The 20,879-nt window shown below is 70.5% G+C and carries 18 protein-coding genes; 9 read left to right on the top strand and 9 right to left on the bottom strand.

Annotated features, from left to right (window positions below; genetic code table 11):
* Positions 1-30: 30 nt before the first annotated feature.
* From ACZ6Y1_RS33465 to ACZ6Y1_RS33455, 3 genes are all read right to left on the bottom strand, one after another.
* A complete protein-coding gene (locus ACZ6Y1_RS33465; protein ID WP_469638851.1) occupies positions 31-525 on the bottom strand; it encodes an anthrone oxygenase family protein in 495 nt (164 codons plus the stop codon).
* Positions 522-1,181, bottom strand: a complete 660-nt coding sequence (locus ACZ6Y1_RS33460; RefSeq protein WP_469638847.1) for a hemerythrin domain-containing protein — start codon at positions 1,179-1,181, stop codon at positions 522-524. The genes ACZ6Y1_RS33465 and ACZ6Y1_RS33460 overlap by 4 nt, the downstream gene beginning before the upstream one ends.
* A gap of 121 nt (positions 1,182-1,302) precedes the next feature.
* Positions 1,303-2,121, bottom strand: a complete 819-nt coding sequence (locus ACZ6Y1_RS33455; RefSeq protein ID WP_469638844.1) for an NAD(P)H-binding protein — start codon at positions 2,119-2,121, stop codon at positions 1,303-1,305.
* 378 nt (positions 2,122-2,499) lie between these two features.
* On the opposite strand from ACZ6Y1_RS33455, the gene ACZ6Y1_RS33450 reads away from it, so the two are divergent.
* Positions 2,500-3,492 carry an AMP-binding protein gene (locus tag ACZ6Y1_RS33450; RefSeq protein WP_469638841.1) on the top strand — a complete coding sequence of 331 codons (993 nt, stop codon included), beginning with the start codon at positions 2,500-2,502 and terminating at the stop codon, positions 3,490-3,492.
* Between the two features lie 70 nt (positions 3,493-3,562).
* On the opposite strand, the gene ACZ6Y1_RS33445 is transcribed toward ACZ6Y1_RS33450, so the two are convergent.
* Both ACZ6Y1_RS33445 and gdhA read right to left on the bottom strand, forming a co-directional pair.
* Positions 3,563-4,369 (bottom strand): SDR family NAD(P)-dependent oxidoreductase, encoded by an 807-nt coding sequence (locus ACZ6Y1_RS33445; protein WP_469638838.1) that lies wholly within the window; start codon positions 4,367-4,369, stop codon positions 3,563-3,565.
* Positions 4,370-4,449: 80 nt separating this feature from the next.
* Entirely contained in the window at positions 4,450-5,814 is a 1,365-nt protein-coding gene (gene gdhA, locus ACZ6Y1_RS33440) for an NADP-specific glutamate dehydrogenase (protein WP_469638835.1), read from the bottom strand.
* Positions 5,815-6,135: 321 nt separating this feature from the next.
* Between gdhA and ACZ6Y1_RS33435 the strand changes: the two genes are divergently transcribed.
* Together ACZ6Y1_RS33435 and ACZ6Y1_RS33430 are read left to right on the top strand one after the other, a co-directional pair.
* Positions 6,136-6,612, top strand: coding sequence for a GNAT family N-acetyltransferase (locus tag ACZ6Y1_RS33435; protein WP_469638832.1), 477 nt, complete (start codon positions 6,136-6,138; stop codon positions 6,610-6,612).
* A gap of 38 nt (positions 6,613-6,650) precedes the next feature.
* Entirely contained in the window at positions 6,651-7,199 is a 549-nt protein-coding gene (locus tag ACZ6Y1_RS33430) for a flavoprotein (protein WP_469638828.1), read from the top strand.
* Here the strand turns inward: ACZ6Y1_RS33430 and ACZ6Y1_RS33425 are convergent.
* Positions 7,088-8,347: an epoxide hydrolase family protein gene (locus ACZ6Y1_RS33425; RefSeq protein WP_469638825.1), complete on the bottom strand. Its 1,260-nt coding sequence runs from the start codon at positions 8,345-8,347 to the stop codon at positions 7,088-7,090. The two genes, ACZ6Y1_RS33430 and ACZ6Y1_RS33425, sit on opposite strands and share 112 nt — an antisense overlap.
* Before the next feature lie 698 nt (positions 8,348-9,045).
* Entirely contained in the window at positions 9,046-9,870 is an 825-nt protein-coding gene (locus ACZ6Y1_RS33420) for a TetR/AcrR family transcriptional regulator (RefSeq protein ID WP_469638822.1), read from the bottom strand.
* A 227-nt stretch (positions 9,871-10,097) separates the two neighbouring features.
* Here ACZ6Y1_RS33420 and ACZ6Y1_RS33415 point away from each other — a divergent pair, with 227 nt between their 5' ends.
* From ACZ6Y1_RS33415 to tpg, 6 genes are all read left to right on the top strand, one after another.
* A complete protein-coding gene (locus ACZ6Y1_RS33415) occupies positions 10,098-11,351 on the top strand; it encodes an FAD-dependent monooxygenase (RefSeq protein WP_469638818.1) in 1,254 nt (417 codons plus the stop codon).
* A 195-nt stretch (positions 11,352-11,546) separates the two neighbouring features.
* Entirely contained in the window at positions 11,547-12,200 is a 654-nt protein-coding gene (locus ACZ6Y1_RS33410; protein ID WP_469638815.1) for a ScbR family autoregulator-binding transcription factor, read from the top strand.
* A 271-nt stretch (positions 12,201-12,471) separates the two neighbouring features.
* Positions 12,472-13,728 (top strand): ParA family protein, encoded by a 1,257-nt coding sequence (locus ACZ6Y1_RS33405; protein WP_469638812.1) that lies wholly within the window; start codon positions 12,472-12,474, stop codon positions 13,726-13,728.
* Positions 13,725-14,636 carry a ParB/RepB/Spo0J family partition protein gene (locus tag ACZ6Y1_RS33400; protein WP_469638808.1) on the top strand — a complete coding sequence of 304 codons (912 nt, stop codon included), beginning with the start codon at positions 13,725-13,727 and terminating at the stop codon, positions 14,634-14,636. The genes ACZ6Y1_RS33405 and ACZ6Y1_RS33400 overlap by 4 nt, the downstream gene beginning before the upstream one ends.
* 134 nt (positions 14,637-14,770) lie before the next feature.
* Positions 14,771-17,119, top strand: coding sequence for a telomere-associated protein Tap (gene tap / locus ACZ6Y1_RS33395; RefSeq protein WP_469638805.1), 2,349 nt, complete (start codon positions 14,771-14,773; stop codon positions 17,117-17,119).
* A gap of 6 nt (positions 17,120-17,125) precedes the next feature.
* Entirely contained in the window at positions 17,126-17,680 is a 555-nt protein-coding gene (gene tpg, locus ACZ6Y1_RS33390; protein ID WP_469638802.1) for a telomere-protecting terminal protein Tpg, read from the top strand.
* Positions 17,681-17,789: 109 nt separating this feature from the next.
* On the opposite strand, the gene ACZ6Y1_RS33385 is transcribed toward tpg, so the two are convergent.
* Both ACZ6Y1_RS33385 and ACZ6Y1_RS33380 read right to left on the bottom strand, forming a co-directional pair.
* Positions 17,790-18,263, bottom strand: coding sequence for a MarR family transcriptional regulator (locus ACZ6Y1_RS33385; protein ID WP_384589314.1), 474 nt, complete (start codon positions 18,261-18,263; stop codon positions 17,790-17,792).
* A complete protein-coding gene (locus tag ACZ6Y1_RS33380; protein WP_469638798.1) occupies positions 18,260-18,976 on the bottom strand; it encodes a hypothetical protein in 717 nt (238 codons plus the stop codon). Before ACZ6Y1_RS33380 ends, ACZ6Y1_RS33385 begins: the two co-directional genes overlap by 4 nt.
* Between the last annotated feature and the right edge of the window lie 1,903 nt (positions 18,977-20,879).

Here is a 20,879-nt window from a genome sequence, read left to right as displayed (position 1 = left end):
GGGGTGTTGCCGGTGCCGCGACAGGGCTGCCTACGCCGCCGACGCGCGGCCGTGCAGGGTCAGTACGCGGCCCAGCGCGGCGAGGGCCGCCGTACAGGCCACCGTGCGCACGACGTTGCCGGAGGTCCATCGGCCGCCGAAGCGGGTGCGGGCCGCCGAGACGTCGGCGCCGGCCCGCGCGAGCTGGTTGTTGAGGGGGATGTTCACGATCGCCGTCACCAGCAGCGACAGCCCGTACAGCGCGAAGGCCACCCAGCCCCAGCGCGCCGCGTCGGGCCGGCCGCCGCGCTGCTGCTGCGCGGCCGCGACCCCGGTCGCCAGGAAGGCGCCCAGGAACAGCAGGCCGAACAGGCCGTTGTCGATGGCCTCGTTCATGTTCCGCATCGCGGTCACGTAGGTGTGGTCGTCGCCGCGGCCGAGGCCCGGCATCACCGAGATGTCGAAGGCGAAGTAGAGGCCGGCCATCAGGCCGGTGCCCACCGTCGCCGCCACCAGGGTCACGGATTGCGTCGTCGTGCTGGTCACTTCAGGATTCCCTTCAGCGTGCGCTCGTACCGCCTCTTCAACAGCGTCGCACCGATCAGCCGGACGGGTGGCGGAATCGTCTCGGAGACGTAGGCGACGGAGCGGCTGTTCGCACCGTCGAACATCCAGGGCTGGAGGTACGTCATCACGCGCATGGGGGCGCTGGAGATCAGCTTGCGTTCCTCGGCCAGGTAGGCGCGTTCACCGAGCCGGTCGAAGACGGGGAAGACGATCCGCTCCTCGTCGCGCAGGTGGTCGCGCAGCACGCCCTCGAAGGTCGACGCGGCCCGGACGAGGTCCTCGCCGCGGCGGTCGATCGCCGTGGACACGGCCGCCATGGCGGCGTCCAGCTCCTCGTGGTCCTCGTGCAGTTCGCGTGCCTGTGCATCGAAGTCGGCGTCCCGGCGGCGCAGTCCCGGCCACAGGACGTCGTCCTCGCTGATGTGGTGCCATTCGACGACCTCGCGGAAGCGCTGCCACCACTCGGCTCCCGAACCCTTCCACGCGGGGGCGGCGGCGCGCAGCCGGGCCGCGTCGCGTCGCATCGCGATGTGCATCAGGGCGAAGCCGTGGAAGTGCGGGGGTAGTGATTCCAGTCCGTGTTCGCTGGAGAACGACTTGGGAGTGGGCACAGGAGCCTCCTGCCGGTCGGTCATGCGCGGTGCGTGCCGTACGTCGTGCGCGGGCGCTTCCCCGAAGGCCCTGCGTACCGGGCGGCGGCCGTACCAGAGTCGCCGCCCGGCAGGCGGGCAGTGAGGGAAAGCGGTCGTGGAGTGGTCAGACGTTCCAGACCCCGCCGGCGGCCGCCTCGCGGGCGAACTCGGAGAAGTCCTTCGGCTTGCGGCCCAGGGCCTCCTCGACACCGTGCACCAGGTGCGCGTTGCGCCCGTCGAGGATCATCGTGAAGAGGTCCGCGAACTCCTCCGGGAGGTCGTTCTCGCGCAGGACCGCGCGGTACTCCTCGTTGGTGACGGAGATGTACTTGATCTCGCGGCCGGTGGCCTTCGAAAGCTCGGCCGCGACGTCGGTGAAGCTGAGCAGCCGCGGACCGGACAGCTCGTAGGTCTTGCCGATGTGCTTGTCATCGGTCAGCGCGGCCACCACGACGTCCGCGATGTCGTCGGCGTCGACGAAGGCCTCCACGGCATCCCCGGTCGGCAGGGCGATTTCGCCGGCCAGGACGGGCTCGAGGAAGAAGCTCTCGGAAAAGTTCTGGTTGAACCAGCTGGCGCGGACGATGGTCCAGTCGGCGCCGGAGGCCTTCAGGTTGTCCTCGCTGACCTCCGCGGCCTCCTCACCGCGACCGGACAGCAGCACCAGACGGCGCGCGCCGTTCGCCACGGCCACCTTGGAGAATTCGGCGACCTGCTCGGCCGCACCGGGGAAGGCGAGGTCGGGGAAGTAGGTCACGTACACCCGGTCGACGCCCTCGAGCGCCGGGACCCAGGTGGAGGGTTCGTGCCAGTCGAACGCGGGCACACCGCTGCGGGAACCGATCCGGACCTGGCGGCCCTGGGCGGAAAGCTTGTCGGCAACGCGGCGGCCGGTCTTGCCGTTGCCGCCGATGACGAGGGTGACGTTCGTGTTCTGAGTCATGAGTACAGTCAATTCCAGTCTCGTGAGACGGGCCATAGCCACAAAGCTCAGTTCCATGTGCGTGCGTCTACGAGTGGTCCGCTCGGAGCACGACGGGGAAAGTGCGGCTTCGGTATGAGCCCGAGAATCGTAGGCACGCGTACGGGGGCCGGGCCAGGTCGTCCCGAGCCTCCCTCGACCCCGTGTGCGGCGGCCTTCCAGCGGTTCTCGAGCGCCTCCGGACGGACCCCGGACGGCCCCCGTACGCGCCCCTGACCTGCCCCTGACCCGACCCCGACGCGCCCCCGACCGGTCCTGTACGGCAGGACTTGAGCGTTCCTCCGGCGCCGCCCGACACCATCGGGCAGTGGAGCAACGACCCGCCCGCTGGGAGGCCGCATGAACGCCACTCCGGACCGTCCGGAGCTCGACCAGTTGTCCGCCGACCTGGCCGGTCTGCTCGGACGGATCGGGCTCGACCCGGCCGGCGAGTGGCCCGCGGGCCGGGACCGCATCGACGTCCGTTTCGCGGCCGCCGCCGCCCGCCACCCGGGCCGGGTCGCCGCCCAGGACGCGGAGGAGAAGGCGACCTACCTCGAACTGGAGTGGGCAGCGGACGACATCGCCCGCCGCCTGTCGGGGCGGACCGGCCCCGGCGCGGCCGTCGCCGTGCGCGCACAGCGCTCGTGCATGGCGTCCTCCGCCGTGGTGGGCGCGCTGCGCACCGGGGCGGCGGTGCTGCCCCTGGAGCCCGGGCACAACGCGGGGCTGCAGGAGTTCCTGATGCGCGACGCCGGCGCCGAGATGGTCGTCTCGGACAGTGGACTGCTGCGCGACGAGATCCCGGTGGCCAAGGCGGGCCGGTTCGTCATCGCGATGCGGCCCGAGGGGGCGATGCACCGCGAGATCCCGCCGCACACGGCCTTCCTGGCGCTCCCCTCGGGCGGCGATCCGGGGCGGGCCGTGGCCCTGCGGCCGGTGTCCCACCTGGACGTGCTGTCCTGGGTGGACGGTTGCGTCCCGATGCTGGAGACCGGCCCGGACGACGTGTGGACGTACTTCCACTCCATGAGCCTGGACCTCGGCATGCGCGAGATGTGGGGGCCGCTGCTCACGGGCGGCCGGGCCTTCGTCGTGGACCGGGAGACGGCGTCCGACGCACACGGGTTCGCCCGGCTGCTGGCCGAGCAGGAGGTGACGGTGGTGACGCAGCTGCCGTCCGCCTTCGCCCGGCTGACCTCGGCGGCGCGCGGCAGCAGCCTGCCCGCGCTGCGGCACGTCCTGCTGGCCGACGAGCAGGTGGACCCCGGGGTGCTGGCCGACTGGCGGTCCGCCGCAATCGCTCCGCAGGCCGTCGTACGCGATGTGTCGGGGTCGCCGACCGTCCTGTGAACAGCACCGCACGAAGCCGACGTACGAGAGGGCCCCGACCGGTGGAACCGGCCGGGGCCCTCGTACGGCCTCAGTAGTTCCCGAGACCACCGCACACGTTGAGCGCCTGGGCGGTGATCGAGGCGGCCAGGTCGGTGGTCAGGTACCCCACCAGACCGGCGACCTCCTCGGAGGTGGAGTAGCGGCCGAGCGGGATCTTCGCCTCGAACTGCTCCTGGATGTACTCCTCGGTGGTGTCCCAGGCCTGCGCGTACCCGGTGCGCACGCGCGCCGCCATGGGGGTCTCCACGTAGCCGGGGCACACCGCGTTGACGGTGGTCCCGGTCGCCGCGAGCTCCTTCCCGAGCGACTTGGTGAAGCCGATCACCGCATGCTTGGAGGCCGAGTAGGGCGCCCCGAGCAGCACCCCGTGCTTGCCCGCGGTGGAGGCGATGTTGACGATCCGCCCCCAGGGCTCGGCCCCGAGCCCGCCGCTGGTCAGGACCTCACGGGTCAGCAGGAACACGCTGTTCAGGTTGGTGTCGATGACGTCGTGCCACAGCTCGTCGGTGATGCCGGCGGTGGCGCCGCCACCGCTGCGGCCCGCGTTGTTGACGAGGATGCTGACGGGCGCACCGTACGCCGTCACCGCCGCGGCGACCAGCGCCTCCACGGCGGCGCGGTCGCGCACGTCGGCGGCCGCGCCCTCCACCGTCAGCCCTTCGGCCCGCAGGTCCTCCACGGTCTGCTTGACCACGGACTCGGTGCGGGCACAGAGGAACACCCGATGGCCGCGGGCTCCCAGATCCCGGGCGACGGCCAGCCCGATCCCACTGGTGGCCCCGGTCACCAGCGCCACGGGCCTCTCCGGAGCCTTGCCCATCGCCTTCACCGTCATCGTCAGCCCTCCATCGCTCGCATGGACGCGTCGAGCGTGTCCCAGCCAACTCGGGCCGCGACGGAAGTGGGATGGAGGCGTCAGATCAGGCCTTGCGCCAGCATCGCGTCGGCCACCCGCTCGAAACCGGCCAGGTTGGCGCCCGCGACGTAGTCGCCGGGGCGGCCGTAGCGCTCGGCCGTCTCGTACGCCGTGTCGTGGATGCGCCGCATGACTCCGGCCAGCTCGTCCTCGACCCGGGCGAACGGCCACGCCTCGCGCGAGGCGTTCTGGCTCATCTCCAGGGCGCTGGTGGCGACGCCGCCCGCGTTCGCGGCCTTGCCGGGGCCGAAGGCGACGCCGGCTTCCTGGAGGACGCGTACCGCCTCGGGCGTGGTCGGCATGTTCGCGCCCTCCGACACTGCCTTGACCCCGCCCCGCACCAGGTTCAGCGCGTCGGCCTCGGTCAGCTCGTTCTGCGTCGCGGACGGCAGCGCCACGTCACTCGGCACGTCCCAGACACTGCCACCGGCGACATAGCGCGCGGACCCTCCACGCCGCTCGGCGTACTCGCTGATCCGCCCCCGCTCCACTTCCTTGATCTGCTTGAGCAGCTCCAGGTCGAGCCCCTTCTCGTCGACCACATAACCACCGGAGTCGGAAACGGTCAGCACCTGCGCACCGAGCGCCTGCGCCTTCTCCACCGTGTAGATGGCGACGTTGCCCGACCCGGAGACGGTGACCCGCTGCCCGTCCAGCTCCTCGCCGCGCACCTTGAGCATCTCGCTCGTGAAGAGCACGTTGCCGTATCCGGTGGCCTCGGTACGGGCGTGGGAGCCGCCCCAGCCGATGCCCTTGCCGGTGAGGACGCCGGCCTCCCAGCGGTTGGTGATGCGCCGGTACTGCCCGAACAGGTAGCCGATCTCGCGGCCGCCCACGCCGATGTCGCCGGCAGGGACGTCGGTGTGCTCGCCGAGGTGCCGGTGCAGCTCGGTCATGAAGGCCTGGCAGAACCGCATCACTTCGGCGTCGGAACGCCCGCGCGGATCGAAGTCGCTGCCGCCCTTGCCGCCGCCGATCCCGAGCCCCGTCAGGGCGTTCTTGAAGATCTGCTCGAAGCCGAGGAACTTCACGATGCCGAGGTTCACGGACGGGTGGAAGCGCAGGCCGCCCTTGTAAGGGCCGAGCGCGCTGTTGAACTCGACCCGGAACCCGCGGTTGACCTGCGTACGGCCCTGGTCGTCCTGCCACACCACCCGGAAGAGGATCTGCCGCTCGGGCTCGGCGATCCGCTCCATGACCCTGGCCTCGCGCAGTTCGGGGCGCGCGTCGAAGACCGGGGCGAGCGTCTCCAGCACCTCCCGTACGGCTTGGTGGAACTCCGGCTCCCCGGGGTCACGGCGCTCGATCCGCTGCTCCAGCGAAGCGAGCCAGGCGGTCGTGGAGGTGATGGAGGTCGACGGCATCAGGGCGGTTCCTCTTCTCTGGGTCCGGGAGAGCCAAGGAGCTGAGCACACGGAGCTGACGGCACGGAGCCGACGGCACACGGAACTGACGGCGCACGGAACTGATCACATGGAACTGGAGATACGGAGCCGGGCACATGGAGCTGAACGTATGGAACCGACCGAACGGAGTTGGACGAACCGGAGCTCGACAAACGTCCCGACCCGTACGGCTCGACGCGCCCGATGGTGCACCCATGCCCTTGAGCGCTGGATGTGCGCGGCCTTCGCCGCCCCTGCCGCAGCAGCCTGACCAGCCCGAAGACCACCTAGACTCCCCCCATGGCCACCCCCACCGCCCTCCGCCTGGAACCCGTGACCGCCGACAACATCGACGTGGTGTGCGCGATACAGGTCCGCCCCGACCAGAACCACCTGGTCTCCCCCGTGGTGAAGTCGCTGGCCGAGGCGTACGTCCACGGCGAGACCGCCTGGCCGCGGGCCGTCGTCGACGGCGACGAAGTCGTCGGCTTCGTGATGGCGTTCCTCGACATCGCCTGGAACCCCGCCGAGGACCCGGCCGACCGGCGCTCCGGCATCTGGCGCCTGAACATCGCCGCCGGCCGGCAGGGCAAGGGCTACGGCCGCTTCGCGGTCCAGGCGGTCACGGCCGAGCTCCGCGGCCGTGGCGCCTCCCACGCCTACGTCACCTGGCACGCGGGCGAGGGCAGCCCCGAGCCGTTCTACCTGGGCCTGGGGTTCCACCGCACCGGCGAACTCAGCGGCGACCAGCCGGTGGGCGTCCTCCCGCTGACCTGAGGGACGACCGAGGTCGAGCAATATGATCATATTGCGACATGACCACGAAGACGCTGTACCTGCTCTGCTCCGCCGCTCCGCCCGTCTTCGACGTGGCCCACGTGGTCGAGGACGCCCAGGCCCGCGGCTGGGACGTCTGCCTGGGCCTCACCCCGACCGCGGCCCACTGGCTGTCCGGCAGCCTCGACGGGCTGGCCGCCCTGACCGGCCACCCGGTGCGCTGGCAGTACAAGCTCCCCGGGGAACCCGACGTATGGCCCACGGCCGACGCCCTGCTCTTCGCCCCCGCCACGTTCAACTCGGTCAACGCCTGGGCGCTCGGCCTGACGGACCGCTTCGTGGTGGGGGTCGCCGCCGAGGCCATCGGCAAGGGCACCCCCGTCGTCGCCATGCCCTGCACGAACTCCGCCCTCGCCGCGCACCCCCAGTTCGACCAGTCCCTGGCCGTCCTGCGCACCGCGGGGGTCGAGGTCCTCTACGGCGAGACCGGGTTCACCCCCGGCCCGGCCGGCCCCGACGCACCGGCCCACTTCCCGTGGCCCCTGGCCCTCGAAGCGGTGGACCGCCGCCCCACCCCCGAGTTCTGACCTCTCAACTGCCGGAAAAAGGCCCGCACGTCCGCCACCAGCAGCTCCGGCACCTCCATGGCGGCGAAGTGCCCGCCCCGGTCGTACGAGGTCCACCGCACGACGGAATCGGTCCGCGCGGCCACGTGCCGCAGCGGAATGAAGTTGTCGCGCGGGAAGTCGGCCACCGCGGTAGGCGTCCGCGAGACCTCAGGACATGCCGGCGAGGCAGCGTGCGCCCTCTCGTAATAGATCCGGGCGGCTGACCCCACGGTCCCGGTCAGCCAGTACAGCATCACGTTGGTCAGCATCTGATCCCGGTCGATGGGGCACCGGGGGTCGCTCCACTCCGCGAACTTCTCCCCGATCCAGGCGAGCAGCCCGACCGGCGAATCGTTCAGCCCGTACGCGAGGGTCTGCGGCCGGGTCGCCTGGATGTCGGCGTACCCCTGCCGCTCACGCGCCCACACCCGGTACCGCTCCCAGGAGGCCCAGGTCCGCTCCCTCTCCTCGGGACTCAGCGCGGCCAGCTCCTCCTCCCCGGGCTCGGCGGTGGCACCGCCACCCGGCAGCAGATTCAGGTGCACCCCCACCACGTTCTCCGGCCGCACCCGCCCCAGCTCCCGCGAAACGGCGGCGCCCCAGTCCCCGCCCTGCACCCCGTACTCCGCGTACCCGAGCCGCTCCATCAACGTCCCGAAGGCCCGCGCCACGCGCCTGAACTCCCACCCCACCTCGGTCGTCGGCCCCGACAACGCGAACCCCGGGATATGCGGCATCACCAGATGAAACGCATCACCGGCGTCCCCGCCATGAGCCCGAGGATCGGTCAACGGCCCGACGACCCGCTGGAACTCCACGAACGAACCCGGCCATCCATGGGTCATCAACAGCGGCGTAGCACCCGGCTCAGGCGATCGAACATGCGCAAAATGCACCCGCGCCCCGTCAATGACCGTCACGAACTGCGGCCATTCGTTCAACCGTCGCTCAGCCGCACGCCAGTCGTACTCGTCACGCCAGTACCGCACGAGCTCGCGCACCTCGGCCACGGGAATCCCGTAGTCCCACCCCACCCCCTCCAACCCCTCGACCCACCGCACCCGCCCCAACCGCTCCCGCAGGTCATCCAACTCCGCCTGCGCCACATCAATCCGAAACCCATCCACCCCCGCATGCTAGGGACCCCCACCCCCAGGCTCGACACACACTGAGGCGGAGCCCCACCCTCCGAGACCGCCTCCCCAGCACAAAACCCGAGCCGGAGCCCCACCTCCACCACCACTCAAGCCGCCCTCCCCAAGACCAAGCCCCACCCCCTCACCCCAAAGCCGCGAGGCCGGAGACGGAGCCCCACCCCCCAGCCCCGCCGGCGTTTGAGGCAGCGGTCTGAGGCGGCCCACCCTCAACGCTCGAGCCGCACCTTCTGGGCGGGGGCCCACCCCCGCAGCACCGCCGGCGTCCGAGCCACCGACACCAAGCCCCACCCCCTCAGGCGTTCGAGCCGCCCTCTCCGAGACCGAGCCCCACCCCCTCACCCCAAAGGCGCGAGGCCGGAGACGGACCCCCACCCCCTCAGCCCCGCCGGCGTTTGAGGCGCGGGGTCTGGGGCGGAGCCCCAGGAAACGGAGAAAGGGCGGGTCGGGGACCAGCTCCGCGCAGCGGCACCCCCACCACGAACACGGTCGACGCACCCTCGCCACCGAACTGCCCAGGCAAAGAGCTGTCCTGAACCCCCAGCCAGTTCTACGCCGACTACTGAGGCCCACCCGCCGAACGGCGACATCCGACGACCCGAACAAAGCCAGACGCAGCCGACAGCACAAACGCCGCCGCCCTCTTAACGCCGTTAACGCCGTTAACGGCGTTAAGACAACCCCCCACCCACCCGCCGCGCGATGAGCAACCCGAGCCCGTCCAGGATCCGCTCGAGCCCGAACTCCAACGCCCCGTCCTGCCCCCCGTGCTCCGCCACCGAAGCCAACGCCGCCCCGAGCGCCGGAAACTCCGCCCCCCGCACCCGCATGACCTCCCCCAGCATCACCGCAAGCTGCGCATCGGGCCCCACACCCCCGGCCGCCGCACCACCCCCGGCCGCACCACCCCCAGCCGCCACACCCCCGTCCGCCGACCCCCCGGCCGCCCGCTCCTGCTCCGCAATCCCCCGTACATGCCCCGCAACCAGCACCACCGCGTCCATCGCCTCGGCCCCGCTCAATCCGCAGCCGTGCAACGCGGAGAGCGCCCGCTCCATCCAGCCCAGCTCCCGGGGCCCCATCACCCGGACCCCGACCGTCGCCTCCAGCAGCCACGGGTGACACCGGAACCCCGCGTACAACTCCCGCGCCCACACCTCCAGCTGATCGCGCCACCCGCCCTCCACCGACCCCTGTACAGGAACCGGCACGGCCGGCACAGGCACGGCCGGCACCGGCAACGCCCCCTCCACCATCAGCGCGACCAGCTCCGCCTTCCCCGGCACATACCGGTACAGCGCCATCTTCGTGACCCCCAACTCGCCGGCCACCCGCTGCATCGACACCGCGCCCAGCCCCTCCGCGTCAGCGATCCCGATCCCGGTCCGAGCGATCGCTTCCAGCGTGAGCCCCCGCTTCGGCCCCCGCGCGGGCTTGGCCGACGGCTCCGGCCCCCACAACAACCGCACGGCCGCGCCCCACTGCTCATCCGCCATCGGACCGAATCCCCTTGCGCTCGCACGAAAACTGCGTCTACCGTACACACTAAATCTTCAGTATCCACCAGACACAATTAACGGCGTTAACGCCGCTACGCCCCACCACCCGCCGGCCCCAAGAACCAGCACCGGCGTAAACGCCGTTAACGCCGTTAACGCCCCAGCGCTCAGCGCCGAGCGCTCAGCGCCCAGCGCCCAGCGCCCCAGCGCCCCCGAGGAGCCCCGTGCCCCGCAGCATCCTCATCTCCGGCGCCGGCATAGCCGGCCCCGCCCTGGCCCACTGGCTCGCCCGCCACCACTTCCGCCCCACCGTCGTCGAAGTCGCCCCCACCCTCCGCCCCGGCGGCCAGGCCGTCGACTTCCGCGGCCAGACCCACCTGTCCGTCCTCCACCGCATGGGCGTCCTCGACGACCTCCGCCGAGTCCAGACCACCGGCTCCCCCATGACCTTCGTCGACGCCCACGGCGAACCGCTCCTCCACCTCCCCGCCCAGTTCGCCGGCGGGGACATCGAGGTCCTGCGCGGCGACCTCTCCCGCGTCCTCCACGCGTCCTCCCTCCCCTCCACCGAATACCTCTTCGGCGACACGGTCACCTCCCTCACCGAAACCGCCACCGGCGTGGACGTCACCTTCCGCCACGCCCCGCCCCGCTCCTTCGACCTCGTCATCGGCGCCGACGGCATCCACTCCCACACCCGCCGTCTCGCCTTCGGCCCGGAAGCCGACTTCGTCACCCACCTCGGCCACTACGCCGCCGGCTGGAGCCTCCCCAACCGCCTGGGCCTCCGCCCCGGCACGGGAACCTTCGGCCACAACGCCCCCGGCCGCCTCGCCGGTGTCGGCGCCCACCGCACCGACCCGGCCCGCGCCCACGCCTTCTTCGTCTTCGCCTCCCCGGAACTCACCTACGACCGCCACGACACCGAGGCCCAGAAGCAGCTCCTGCGCCAGGCCTTCACCGGCCTCCCCTGGCACGTGGACCACCTCCTCGACTCCCTCGGCTCCGCCGACGACCTCTACTTCGACTCCATCAGCCGCGTCGACGTACCCACCTGGTCGTCCGGCCGGATCGCCCTCCTCGGTGACGCCGCCTGCGGCGCGACCATCGGCGGTATGGGCACCGGCACAGGCATCGTGGCCGCGTACGTCCTGGCGGGCGAGCTCTCCCGCTCCCCCGAGGACCACCGGGCAGCCTTCGCCCGCTACGAATCCCTCCTGCGCCCCTACGCCCAGGGCTGTCAGAAGAACGGAGCGCGTACGGGTGCCTTCCTCGCCCCCGCCTCGAAGCTCGGCCTCGGCCTTCGCAACGGCCTGCTCGGCCGCCGCCGCATCCTCGACCTCATGCTGAAGGCTGGCGAAAGCACCTCCACGCTGCCCCTCCCCACCTATGCGACGCCTCCACCCGCCCACGGCGTCAACAACATCAACGGCGTTAACGGCGTTGACGCCACCCCGCCCGCCCCTCGCCACCGTTAACGGCGTTAACGCCACCCCGCCCCGCCCCCCGCCCCCGGCCCGCCCCGCGTTAACGGCGTTAACGCCGTTAACGCCCCCCGAGCCCCCAAAAAATACTGGCCGACTGGTTTCCTCCCCCAAGACCTGCCTACATTGACGCCGCTCCGCAGCGATCACCGCGCGGACGTGGGGGCAGCGACCAGAGGGAAGGCGCACATGACGAGGGTCAGGCAGCAACGGGCCGAGATCACCCGGCAGGCCATCCTCGACGGAGCGGCCATCGCCTTCGACGCCGCCGGATTCGACGGCACCAGCCTCAGCGAGGTCGTCAAGCACGCCGGTGTCACCAAGGGCGCGCTCTACTTCCACTTCCCCTCCAAGGAAGCCCTCGCCCGCACTCTGATCGACGAGCAGTTCCGGATCTCCTCCGGCGTTCCCGCCCTTGAGGAACCGGGTCTGCAGACGGTCATCGACCTCACCCACCAGATGGCGTTCGGGCTGCGCGGAAACGTCCGCGTCCGCGCAGCCGTCCGCCTCGTCGTCGAGTTCGGCTCCTTCACCGACCCGGACCCGTCCCCGTACAACACATGGATCGAGACCTGCCGTACGTGCCTGACGCCGGCCCAGGCACGCGGTGACGTCAAGCCCTCGCTGGACGTCCACGACATCGCGACCTTCCTCGTCGGTTCGTTCACCGGCATCCAGGTCACCTCGCACGTCCGCACCCACCGCCAGGACCTGCACACGCGCATCACAGAGCTGTGGGACTTCCTCCTCCCGGGCATCGTTCCCGAGAACCGCATCCACCGCTTCGCCCCCGCCGGCTCGCCCGAGTGCCGGGCCGAACTCGGGCTCGCCCCCTCCGCCTGACGGCGTGTTCGGGACGGCCTGGCGCAGCGCACGAGGCCGCCCCGAACCGTTAACGGCGTTAACGCCGTTAACGCCGTCACCTCAGCCAGGGACGCGGGCCCACCGGACCCCGCTGCCCGCCTCCGGCAGCCGAGGGCGTTAACGCCGTTAACGCCGTTAACGCCGTTAACGCCCTCAGCACCCCTACCCCCACCCCCATCTCTCCCACTTCGTTAGCAAAACTCAAGCGTGGCGCCCACGAACACCCCTGAACGTTAGTAAAGTCCCTCTCATGACTTCGCCCTCGTCTCAGAGCGACCGAGAGAAGGTCGTCTCCAAGCTCCCCCCGTGGCTGCGCCAGGAGTTGAAAATCCGCACCGCTCAACTGCGGGTGGACATCCAGGACGCCGTCCACCAGGGCATCGCCCACTGGAGCGCACTCGCCTCGGCCCCCTCCCCCGTCGACACCTCCGGCGCCGAATCGTTCTCCACCTGGCTGCCCGCCGGCCAGTGGGAGTCCTTCCGCGCCGCCTCCAAGGACCGCGGCGTCTCCCTCATCCAGGGACTGGCCCAGGCCGTCCACCTCTGGCTGGAGCTGAACCCGGCCCCCACGGTCAAGCGCCCCTCCGTGGTCCGGCGCATCGTCGTGTGCAACCAGAAGGGCGGAGTCGGCAAGACCGCCATCACCGCAGGCACCGCCGAGGCCCTGGCCGAGGATCCGTCGACCCTCCACCCGGTCCGCGTCGCCCGCCAGCTGGCCCGCCTCTCGTCCCCCGAGGACGAGCCCCACCCCGACCCGGGCACCCCGCTGGACCTGGAGGACCTCCCCGGTCTCGGCATGCGAGTCCTGCTGATCGACTTCGACCCCCAGGGCCACCTCACCAAGCAGCTCGGCCAGCAGCCGCTGCCCATCGGCGGCGACAGCCTCACCTGCCACATGGCCGGCGAGGCCAAGGGACCCCTCAAGGACCTCATCGTGCCCATCGAGCACGACCGCTTCGGGGACCGCCTCCACCTCCTCCCCGCCTGCACGGACGCCTTCCTCCTCGACGTCCGCCTCTCCACGGTCCGCGCCCGCGAGGCCGCCCTGGAGCGTGCCCTCACCCCGGTCGAGTCCGACTACGACGTCATCCTGGTCGACTGCCCGCCGAGCCTCGGCCTCAGCATGGACGCGGCCATCTATTACGGCCGCCGCCGCGACGCCGAGCAGCCCGGCGCCTCCGGCGCGCTGATCGTCGTACAGGCGGAGGACTCGTCCGCCGACGCCTACGACCTCCTCACCTCCCAGATCAACGACCTCCGCGACGACCTCAGCCTGGACATCGACTACCTGGGCCTCGTGGTCAACCTCTACGACGGCCGCCGCGGCTACATCGCGACCTCCTCCCTCCAGGCCTGGATGGACATAAAGGATCCGCGCGTCGTCGCCGTCGTACCGGACCTCAAGGAACAGCGCGAAGCAGTCCGTGTGAAGCAGCCCCTCTTCGTCTACGCACCCAAGGGCGACCAGGCCGTGGCCCTGCGTGCCCTCGCCCGGGAGATCTCATGAGCAGCAAGGCAGACAAGCTCGGCGTCTCGGCCTCCTTCGCCCGGGCCCAGCCGGTCGGGGTGAGCTCCCGCCGCGCGGCCATCGCCGAAGCGACGGGGGCCCCCACCTCCGGAGTGGTCCCCCCGTCCGAGGTCCCCATCGAGGCCCTCGCGCACAACCCGTTCAACCTCCGCGAGGACCTCACGGAACTCGACGAACTGGCCGCGTCCCTCATCGCCCGAGGACAGCTCCAGCCCCTCGCGGTCGCCACCCGCATGGCCTTCATGGAGGCCCACCCGGGCGCCACCGACGGCCTGGGCCGTGCCCCGTACGTCGTGATCGACGGCAACCGCCGACTGGCGGCAGCCCACCTGGCCGGTCTCAAGACGATGCACATCCACGTGAACGACGCCCTCTCGGCGTCGTCCTCGGACATCCTCGAATCGGCCCTGATCGCCAACATCCACCGGGTCGACGTGGCGCCCATGGACCAGGCCCGCGCCCTCCAGGAACTCGTCGACGTCCACGGCTCCCAGGCCCAGGTCGCCAAGCGCCTCGGCAAGACGGGCGCCTGGGTCTCCCAGCGCCTGGCGCTCCTGAACCTGACGCCGGAGCTCCAGGACAAGGTGGAATCGGGCGAGCTCAAGGTGGAACCGGCCCGCCGCATCGGCCGCCTTCCCCAGGAGGCCCAGGAGGCGGCGGCGGACGAGACCCTCAACGCCGTCAACCCGCCCCGCCAGCGCACCCACCCCGTTAACGCCGTTAACGCCGTTAACGCCCCCCCGGCCCCCACCCCCCCGGCCCCCACCCCCGCGCCCCGCATCACCATCTCCACGAACTCCCCGGAGACGATCGCGGACGCCCTCACCGCGCACCTGACCCCGGACGACCTCAAGGCCGTCACGGAGCTCCTCATGCTGCGCATTTGAGCGGGGCATCTGAGCCGCACACGCCGGGGGCATTAACGCCGTTAACGCATCACCGTTAACGCCGTTAACGCCCCCACGTGCGTTTCATGTGCGTTTAGAGGTGCGTTTCACATAGGCTGCCTTCGGAGGTACCGATGCCCAACGAACAAGAGAGCCTCTTCGCAGCGGTAGACGCCCTGCTGGAAGAAGCAGCCGCCAAGGACGCGCTCCCCCACCCGGACGAGCGCAAGCGCCTCCGCGAGGCCGCCGGCCTGAGCCAGGACCAGATCGCGAAGGCCCTCTCCGTCCGCCGCGAAACCGTCACCTCCTGGGAGATCGGCCGCACGGCCCCCCGCCCCCCGAAGCGCGCCGCCTACGCCCGCCTCCTGGAGGGCCTGGCCACCCTCCACCCCCTTAACGCCGTTAACACCCCCGCCCCTGAACCCGAGGCAGACCCCACCGAACCCACCCCCACCGTTAACGCCGTTAACGCCCCCACCCCGCCCGAGCCCGCCCCGGAGCCCAGGGCAGAGCCCACCGAACCCACCGCCACCGTTAACGCCGTTAACGCACCCGCACCCGAGGCAGACCCCGACCACCCCACCTCCGCCCCCTCCACGAGCACCCTCAAGCCGGAGGCAGAGACCCAGCCAGAGACCGAAGCAGAGGCCGAGGCAGTCAAGTCAGAGGCCGAGACCAAGGCCGAGGCCGAGACCAAGGCCGAGGCCGACCAGCCCACCGCCCCCGCCCCCAGGCCCCGCAACCAACCCCCCCACCGACCCGGGCCACAGCGCGGGTCCCAGTCCCGGGAAGGGGCGGCCAAAAAGGAAACCCGCCTGGAAGGCAACGGCCCGCTCGCCGTCCTCGACGGCACCGGCCACGCCTACGCCGCCGCCGGCCTCATCCTCGACCACCCCACCACCAGCCTCCCCGACCTCGTCACCTGGGCCCTCACCGAGGCGAACCTCCGCTCCCCCCGCCTCCACCGCAACGGCCGCGACGGCGACCCCCTCCTCGTCCTCACCGCCCCCGCCGTGGAACGGCTCGGCCTCCCCCCGACCCTGGAAGACCGCCGCGCCCTCCGCCTCCCCGACAACCACCCCGCCCTGAAGCAGCTCGCCAAGAGCAAGTGGCAGCTGACCCGTCGCGGCTTCGGCCCCTGGCCCCGCATCTACCGCCCGGCCACCCCCACCACCGGCCGCCAGTGCGTGCAGCTCGCGATCCTCCCCTGGGGCGCCCTGGACCCCCGCGCCTGGGGCGAGGACACCGCCACCCTCTCCGCCCCGGAACTTGCCGAGCTCCTCACCACCTACGCCACCCGCGTCCTCACCCCCCGCGGCTCCACCGCCGTCACCGGCCTCGAACTCATGACGGCCCTGCGCCCGCCCACCCGCGCCGCACGCGACGAAGCCACGAACACCTGGGTGTCGGCCCCGGTCCCCGGCTCCCTCACCCGCCCCGTCGACCCCGCTCCCCCGGAGGCCCCGGACGAGCACCCGGTCGTCGCCTCGCTCTACCCCCGCTCCCACCAGCGCACCCCGGACCAGGTCCTCGACGAAGAGGCCTACGACTGGATCCGCGACCCGGAGCTGCTCACCGACGCCGAGTGCACCCGCACCCACGCCGTCGGCATCGACGTGAACATGGCCTTCGCCGCCGCGGCCAACCGCCTTCCGGTCGGCCTCGGCCCCGCCACCCACGTCACCGCCCCCCGCTTCGACCCCAAGACCCCCGGCTGCTGGCTCGCGGACCTCTCGACCCTGTCCCTCGACCCCCGCCTCCCCAGCCCCTTCACCCCCCACGGCAGGCCCCCGACCGGCCCCGCCTGGTACGCCACCCCGACCCTCGCCTACGCGCAGGAGCTCGGCCACGCCGTCCACCCCACCGAAGCCTGGATCCGCGAGGACCACGGGCCGTACCTGGACGCCTGGTACACCCGCCTCCGCGACGCCTACATGGCGACGATGGCGGACCTCGGCGTCACCCCGTCCCTCTCGGAACCCGACTTCCTCACCGCCATGTCGACCCACAAAACGAACAACCCGACCGCCGCGGCCGTCCTCTCCGCGATCAAGTCGACCGTCAAGGGCGGCATCGGCAAACTCCGCGAACGCCCCCAGGGCGCCGCCTACCGCCCCGGCGAGCCCTGGCCCGCCCTCGAACGTCCCACCTGGCGCCCCGACATCCGCGCCGCCGTCATCGCCACGGCCCGCGTCAACATGCACCGTAAAATGCGCAAGCTGGCCACCGAAGCCGGCCTGCACCCCATCGCGGTCCTTTCCGACTGCGCGGTGTACCTCTCCGACGGCCCCAGCCCCCTCGACTTCCTCCCCCACACCCCCGAAGGCAAGCCCCTCCCCGGCGGCTTCCGCCTCGGCGTCAGCCCCGGCATGGTCAAGCACGAGGGCACCCAGCCCCTCCTCTGGGCCGTCCAGATGCTCGACGAACACCTCAACCCCGCCCGCCACATCAAGGGCCACGACGCAGCGGCAGACGGCGAGTAACGAAGAATGTCCGACATCTCCGACAGCCTGACCAGGGCCGACGAACAGCACTTCACGCGCCCGATCCCCAAATCCGCGGGCGCCCAGATGCGCTACCTGGTCAAACAGCTCAAATCAACAAAAGCGGTCGCAGCGGCCCTGGGCATCTCCCAACGCACCGTCGAGCGCTACGTCAAGAACGAGATCAAGCAGCCCAAACCGGCCCTCGCCGCCCGCCTCGAAGCGGAAGTACGCCGCCGCTGGCAGCCCCTGGTCCGCAAACGCGCCCGCGCCAAGGCCGCCCGCACCACCGGCCTCGTCATCGAGACCCGCGCCCGCTTCGGCTTCACCGCGGCCCCCGGCACCACCGACGACGGCCGCATGCGACGCATCACCCAGCACCTCCCCCCGGAGTACGCGTCCCGGCTCTTCGCCGCCCAGGAGGCGGGCGCCACCGAGTCCCAACTCCGCCACATCGCGGCCGAAGGCCTCCAGGAGCTCTACTTCAAGGACAACGGCTCCCGCGCCGCGAGCCTCCTCGTCGAGTTCACGGACATCGACTACGTGGACTTCGCGTTCTAGCAGGCCCCAAAGCCCCCAGAGCCGCCCACGCCCCCAAACCAGAGGGTCCCGGGGGGAAATCCACCCCGGGACCCTCAAAAGCCCTCACAGGCCCGTCCAGACGCTCGCATCACCCCACGGCGTGCAACGTCCTGCGCCGCTTCGACTCGGCGGCCTTCTTCGCGGCGGCCTGCGCGGCGCGCTTCTTCCGCTGCTCGGCCAGCTGGTCCTGATACTCCGCCACCGCCTGGTGGTAGCTGGCGACATAACCCCGCGCGTCGAGCCGCTCGTCGGGAGCCATCGCGTTCACGGCCGCGACGGCGTCCTCGAACGAGTTGTACCCGGCCAGCATCGGGTTGATCTGGTAGACGCCGTTCCTGACCTTCCGCACGAGCTTCGCGAGCTCCAGGCTCCGCAGCGCGGCGTTGACGCTCGGCCGGCTCAGCTCCAGCAGCCCACCCACAGTGGCCTGGTCGATGAGGATCCGCCCGCCCGGCTCGCTCAGCGAACGCAGCTTCAGCAGCACACGGTAGGCCGCAGGCGGGAGGTCGAGGTCGGAGAGAAGCCCGTCGGCGTTGACCGCAGCGAATCGCAAGGTGCTCACTGAGCTGTCCCTTCTTCCGTGCGCTTCGCCCGGCTAAGCCGACGCGCAGCGCGCTCTTTGGCCCGTTCGGCCCGCAGTTCCGCGATGGCCTGACGCATGTGATCCAGCGACGGGAAGCGCACCAGATCAGGCAGGCTCGTATCGCTACGAATCTGCGAGATGGTGCTGTGCTGCTCCACCTTCACGAACTCACCCGTCATCTCCGTACCCGGGATGAACTCAGCCACCCGGTAACTGTAGGGCGGGTTGAACTGATAGACACCCCGCCGCACCTTGAAGACGATCCCATGAGACATGACGGTGTGCAGCGCCTCCGACGTCTTTGTCCGGCTGACGTCCAGGATCGTAGCCATCTCCTCCTGCGTAAGAGGAATCCGCCCCCCCGCTCGTTGGCACGCGATGAGCAGCAGGATCAGCCGCAACGGCAAGGCTTCCCGGAAGTACTGCGCGATCACCAGGAAGAACTCGAGGCTGTCCATCGAAAACGCGTTTGGCTGACTTTGAGTCCCGTAGAACTCCAGCGGCTTGCGCTCTCCGTCCAGCGTGAGCTTCCGGCTGGGGTACCGCCGGGCCAGACTGTCCAGATCCTTGACCGGAGCCAGCGGCTGACTCCACGCCGAGATCGCGTCATCAACGGGGAGATCAGGACGCGGCGCACGCGTCGGACTCGGCCGACGGCGCTGTGGCTCTGATGACACGAGGATGCTCTCCACTTCGTTGATCTGCAGCAGAGAGTATGTCAACAAGGGTGACACAAGTGTCACGCTCGTTGACGTTCGGCGTGTCTTATGTAACCCCACAGGTGACATATCTCAGCCACACCGCCCCCGCTGGCCAATCCCCGCCGCGCCCCCAACCGCTCCCCCCTCCCCAGCAGTTCGGGGACACATCTCCAGCAAAACGTCAGCCGCGCAGACGTTTTGGCCCAAAAACCGTCAGTACCATTGACGTTTTGCGCTCGTTCTGTCCCCCTACCAGCGACACATCCCCCGAGTTATGTCCCCCCTGAGGGGACATAACTTTCCCCCCGCACCCCCGCTGACCTGCGGCAACGCATCTCCGTACCTTCTATAGGCCGTCTCCTGCCGCGCTGCGCGAACGAAACGCCGTCCCCAACCCACCCGCAGTCACAACTTCCTGACACCCCACCAGCCCTTCCCACCCCCCACCAGAAGCCCGCCACCCCCACCGAAACTGACTGAATCCCATCTCTATCCGCCCCCAACTTTGAAGCAACCCGTTAACGCCGTTAACGCCCCACCCCCACTCCACACCCAAAATCAGCCAAAAAACATCCCACAACCCCCCACACAGCAGCTCCCACGCCCTAACTCACCCATAAAGAACACCCGAAAAACACCCACCCAGCCCGCCCCCGGCGATAACCAAACTCCTGCACACCGAACGCCCCAACTGCCCAGCACACACCGAGGCAGCTCCCCTAAGCACGCAGCAGAACCACTGGCACCCCTGCCCGAAGGCAGGACGTCCCTCTTGGTTCAAAGCGAAGCGGAAGACACCCTGGGACCAGGCCACAGAACCCCCTCAGGCTCACGCCGCGGGCCTGCCACTCCAACCACCGAGCGGAGCCGTCCGGTCCCTGAGTCCGAGCAAAGCCCAGGACCACCTCACCGAAGGAAAGCTCTGAGGTGCGCAGTACCCCAGCCACCAAGCACAGCAAGCGGTTCCTAGTCCGGAACAGAGCAGAAAAATTCCAGCAAGAAGCTGGCTTGGGCTCAAAACGTCCTGGCCCCGAGCGAAACGCGCCAGCCCGTCTGCAGCGAAGCAAAGAACCCCCAGCCGAAGGCCGGAGCACTAGTGCACGCTGCACCCCAACTGCCGAGCACAGCGAAATGGCATCCCCAGTCCGGAGCAAAGCTCAGGACTGGCACGGGCCGGCTCAGACCGCAAAGCGCCTCCACTCCGAGCTCAGCGACGCTGCCCTCTTGGGTTCGAAGCGAAGCGGAGAACCATCCAGGCCGAAGGCCGGGCATTGGGACACAGGACGCCCTGGCCGCCGAGCGAAGCAAGGCAGATGCTTTAAAGGCGCAGGCCTACCCCTGCCGAACCCGGGGCACTAAGTCACGGAGCGCTTCACCGCCGAGCGAAGCGAGGGGGATTCCATAGGCCAGGGCAAAACAGAGAACACCCCAAAGGGAGACCCTGGGCTGGAGAGCAGCCCGCTGCCCAGCGTAGCGAGGCAGATTTCACAGCCCGGAGCTAAGCGGAGGACTATCCCCGCCGAAGGCGGGGAAGCTGGGGCGCGAAGCCCCCAGTCCCCGAGCACAGCGAGGGGGTCCCATAGTCCGCAGCGAAGCGGAGGACCTCCGGCCAAAGGCCGGACACTGGGGCTCGAAGCGCCCCGCCCCCGAGCGCAGCGAGGAGGGTCCTTTGGGTCCGGAGCGAAGCGGAGGACCTCCGGCCAAAGGCCGGGCGTTGGGGCGCGAAGCGCCCCCCCTCCGAGCGCAGCGAGGAGGGTCCTTTGGGTCCGGAGCGAAGCGGAGGACCCCCGGCCAAAAGCCGGACACTGGGGCGCGAAGCGCCCCACCCCCGAGCGCAGCGAGGGGGGTCCCTGCCCAGGCGCGCAGCGCCTGGGGTCCCGCTCCGCGGGAGATC

The organism is Streptomyces sp. NPDC053432 (assembly GCF_055585365.1).
Note: the sequence above shows the minus strand (reverse complement) of the source record. Positions and strands in the feature narration are given on the sequence as shown.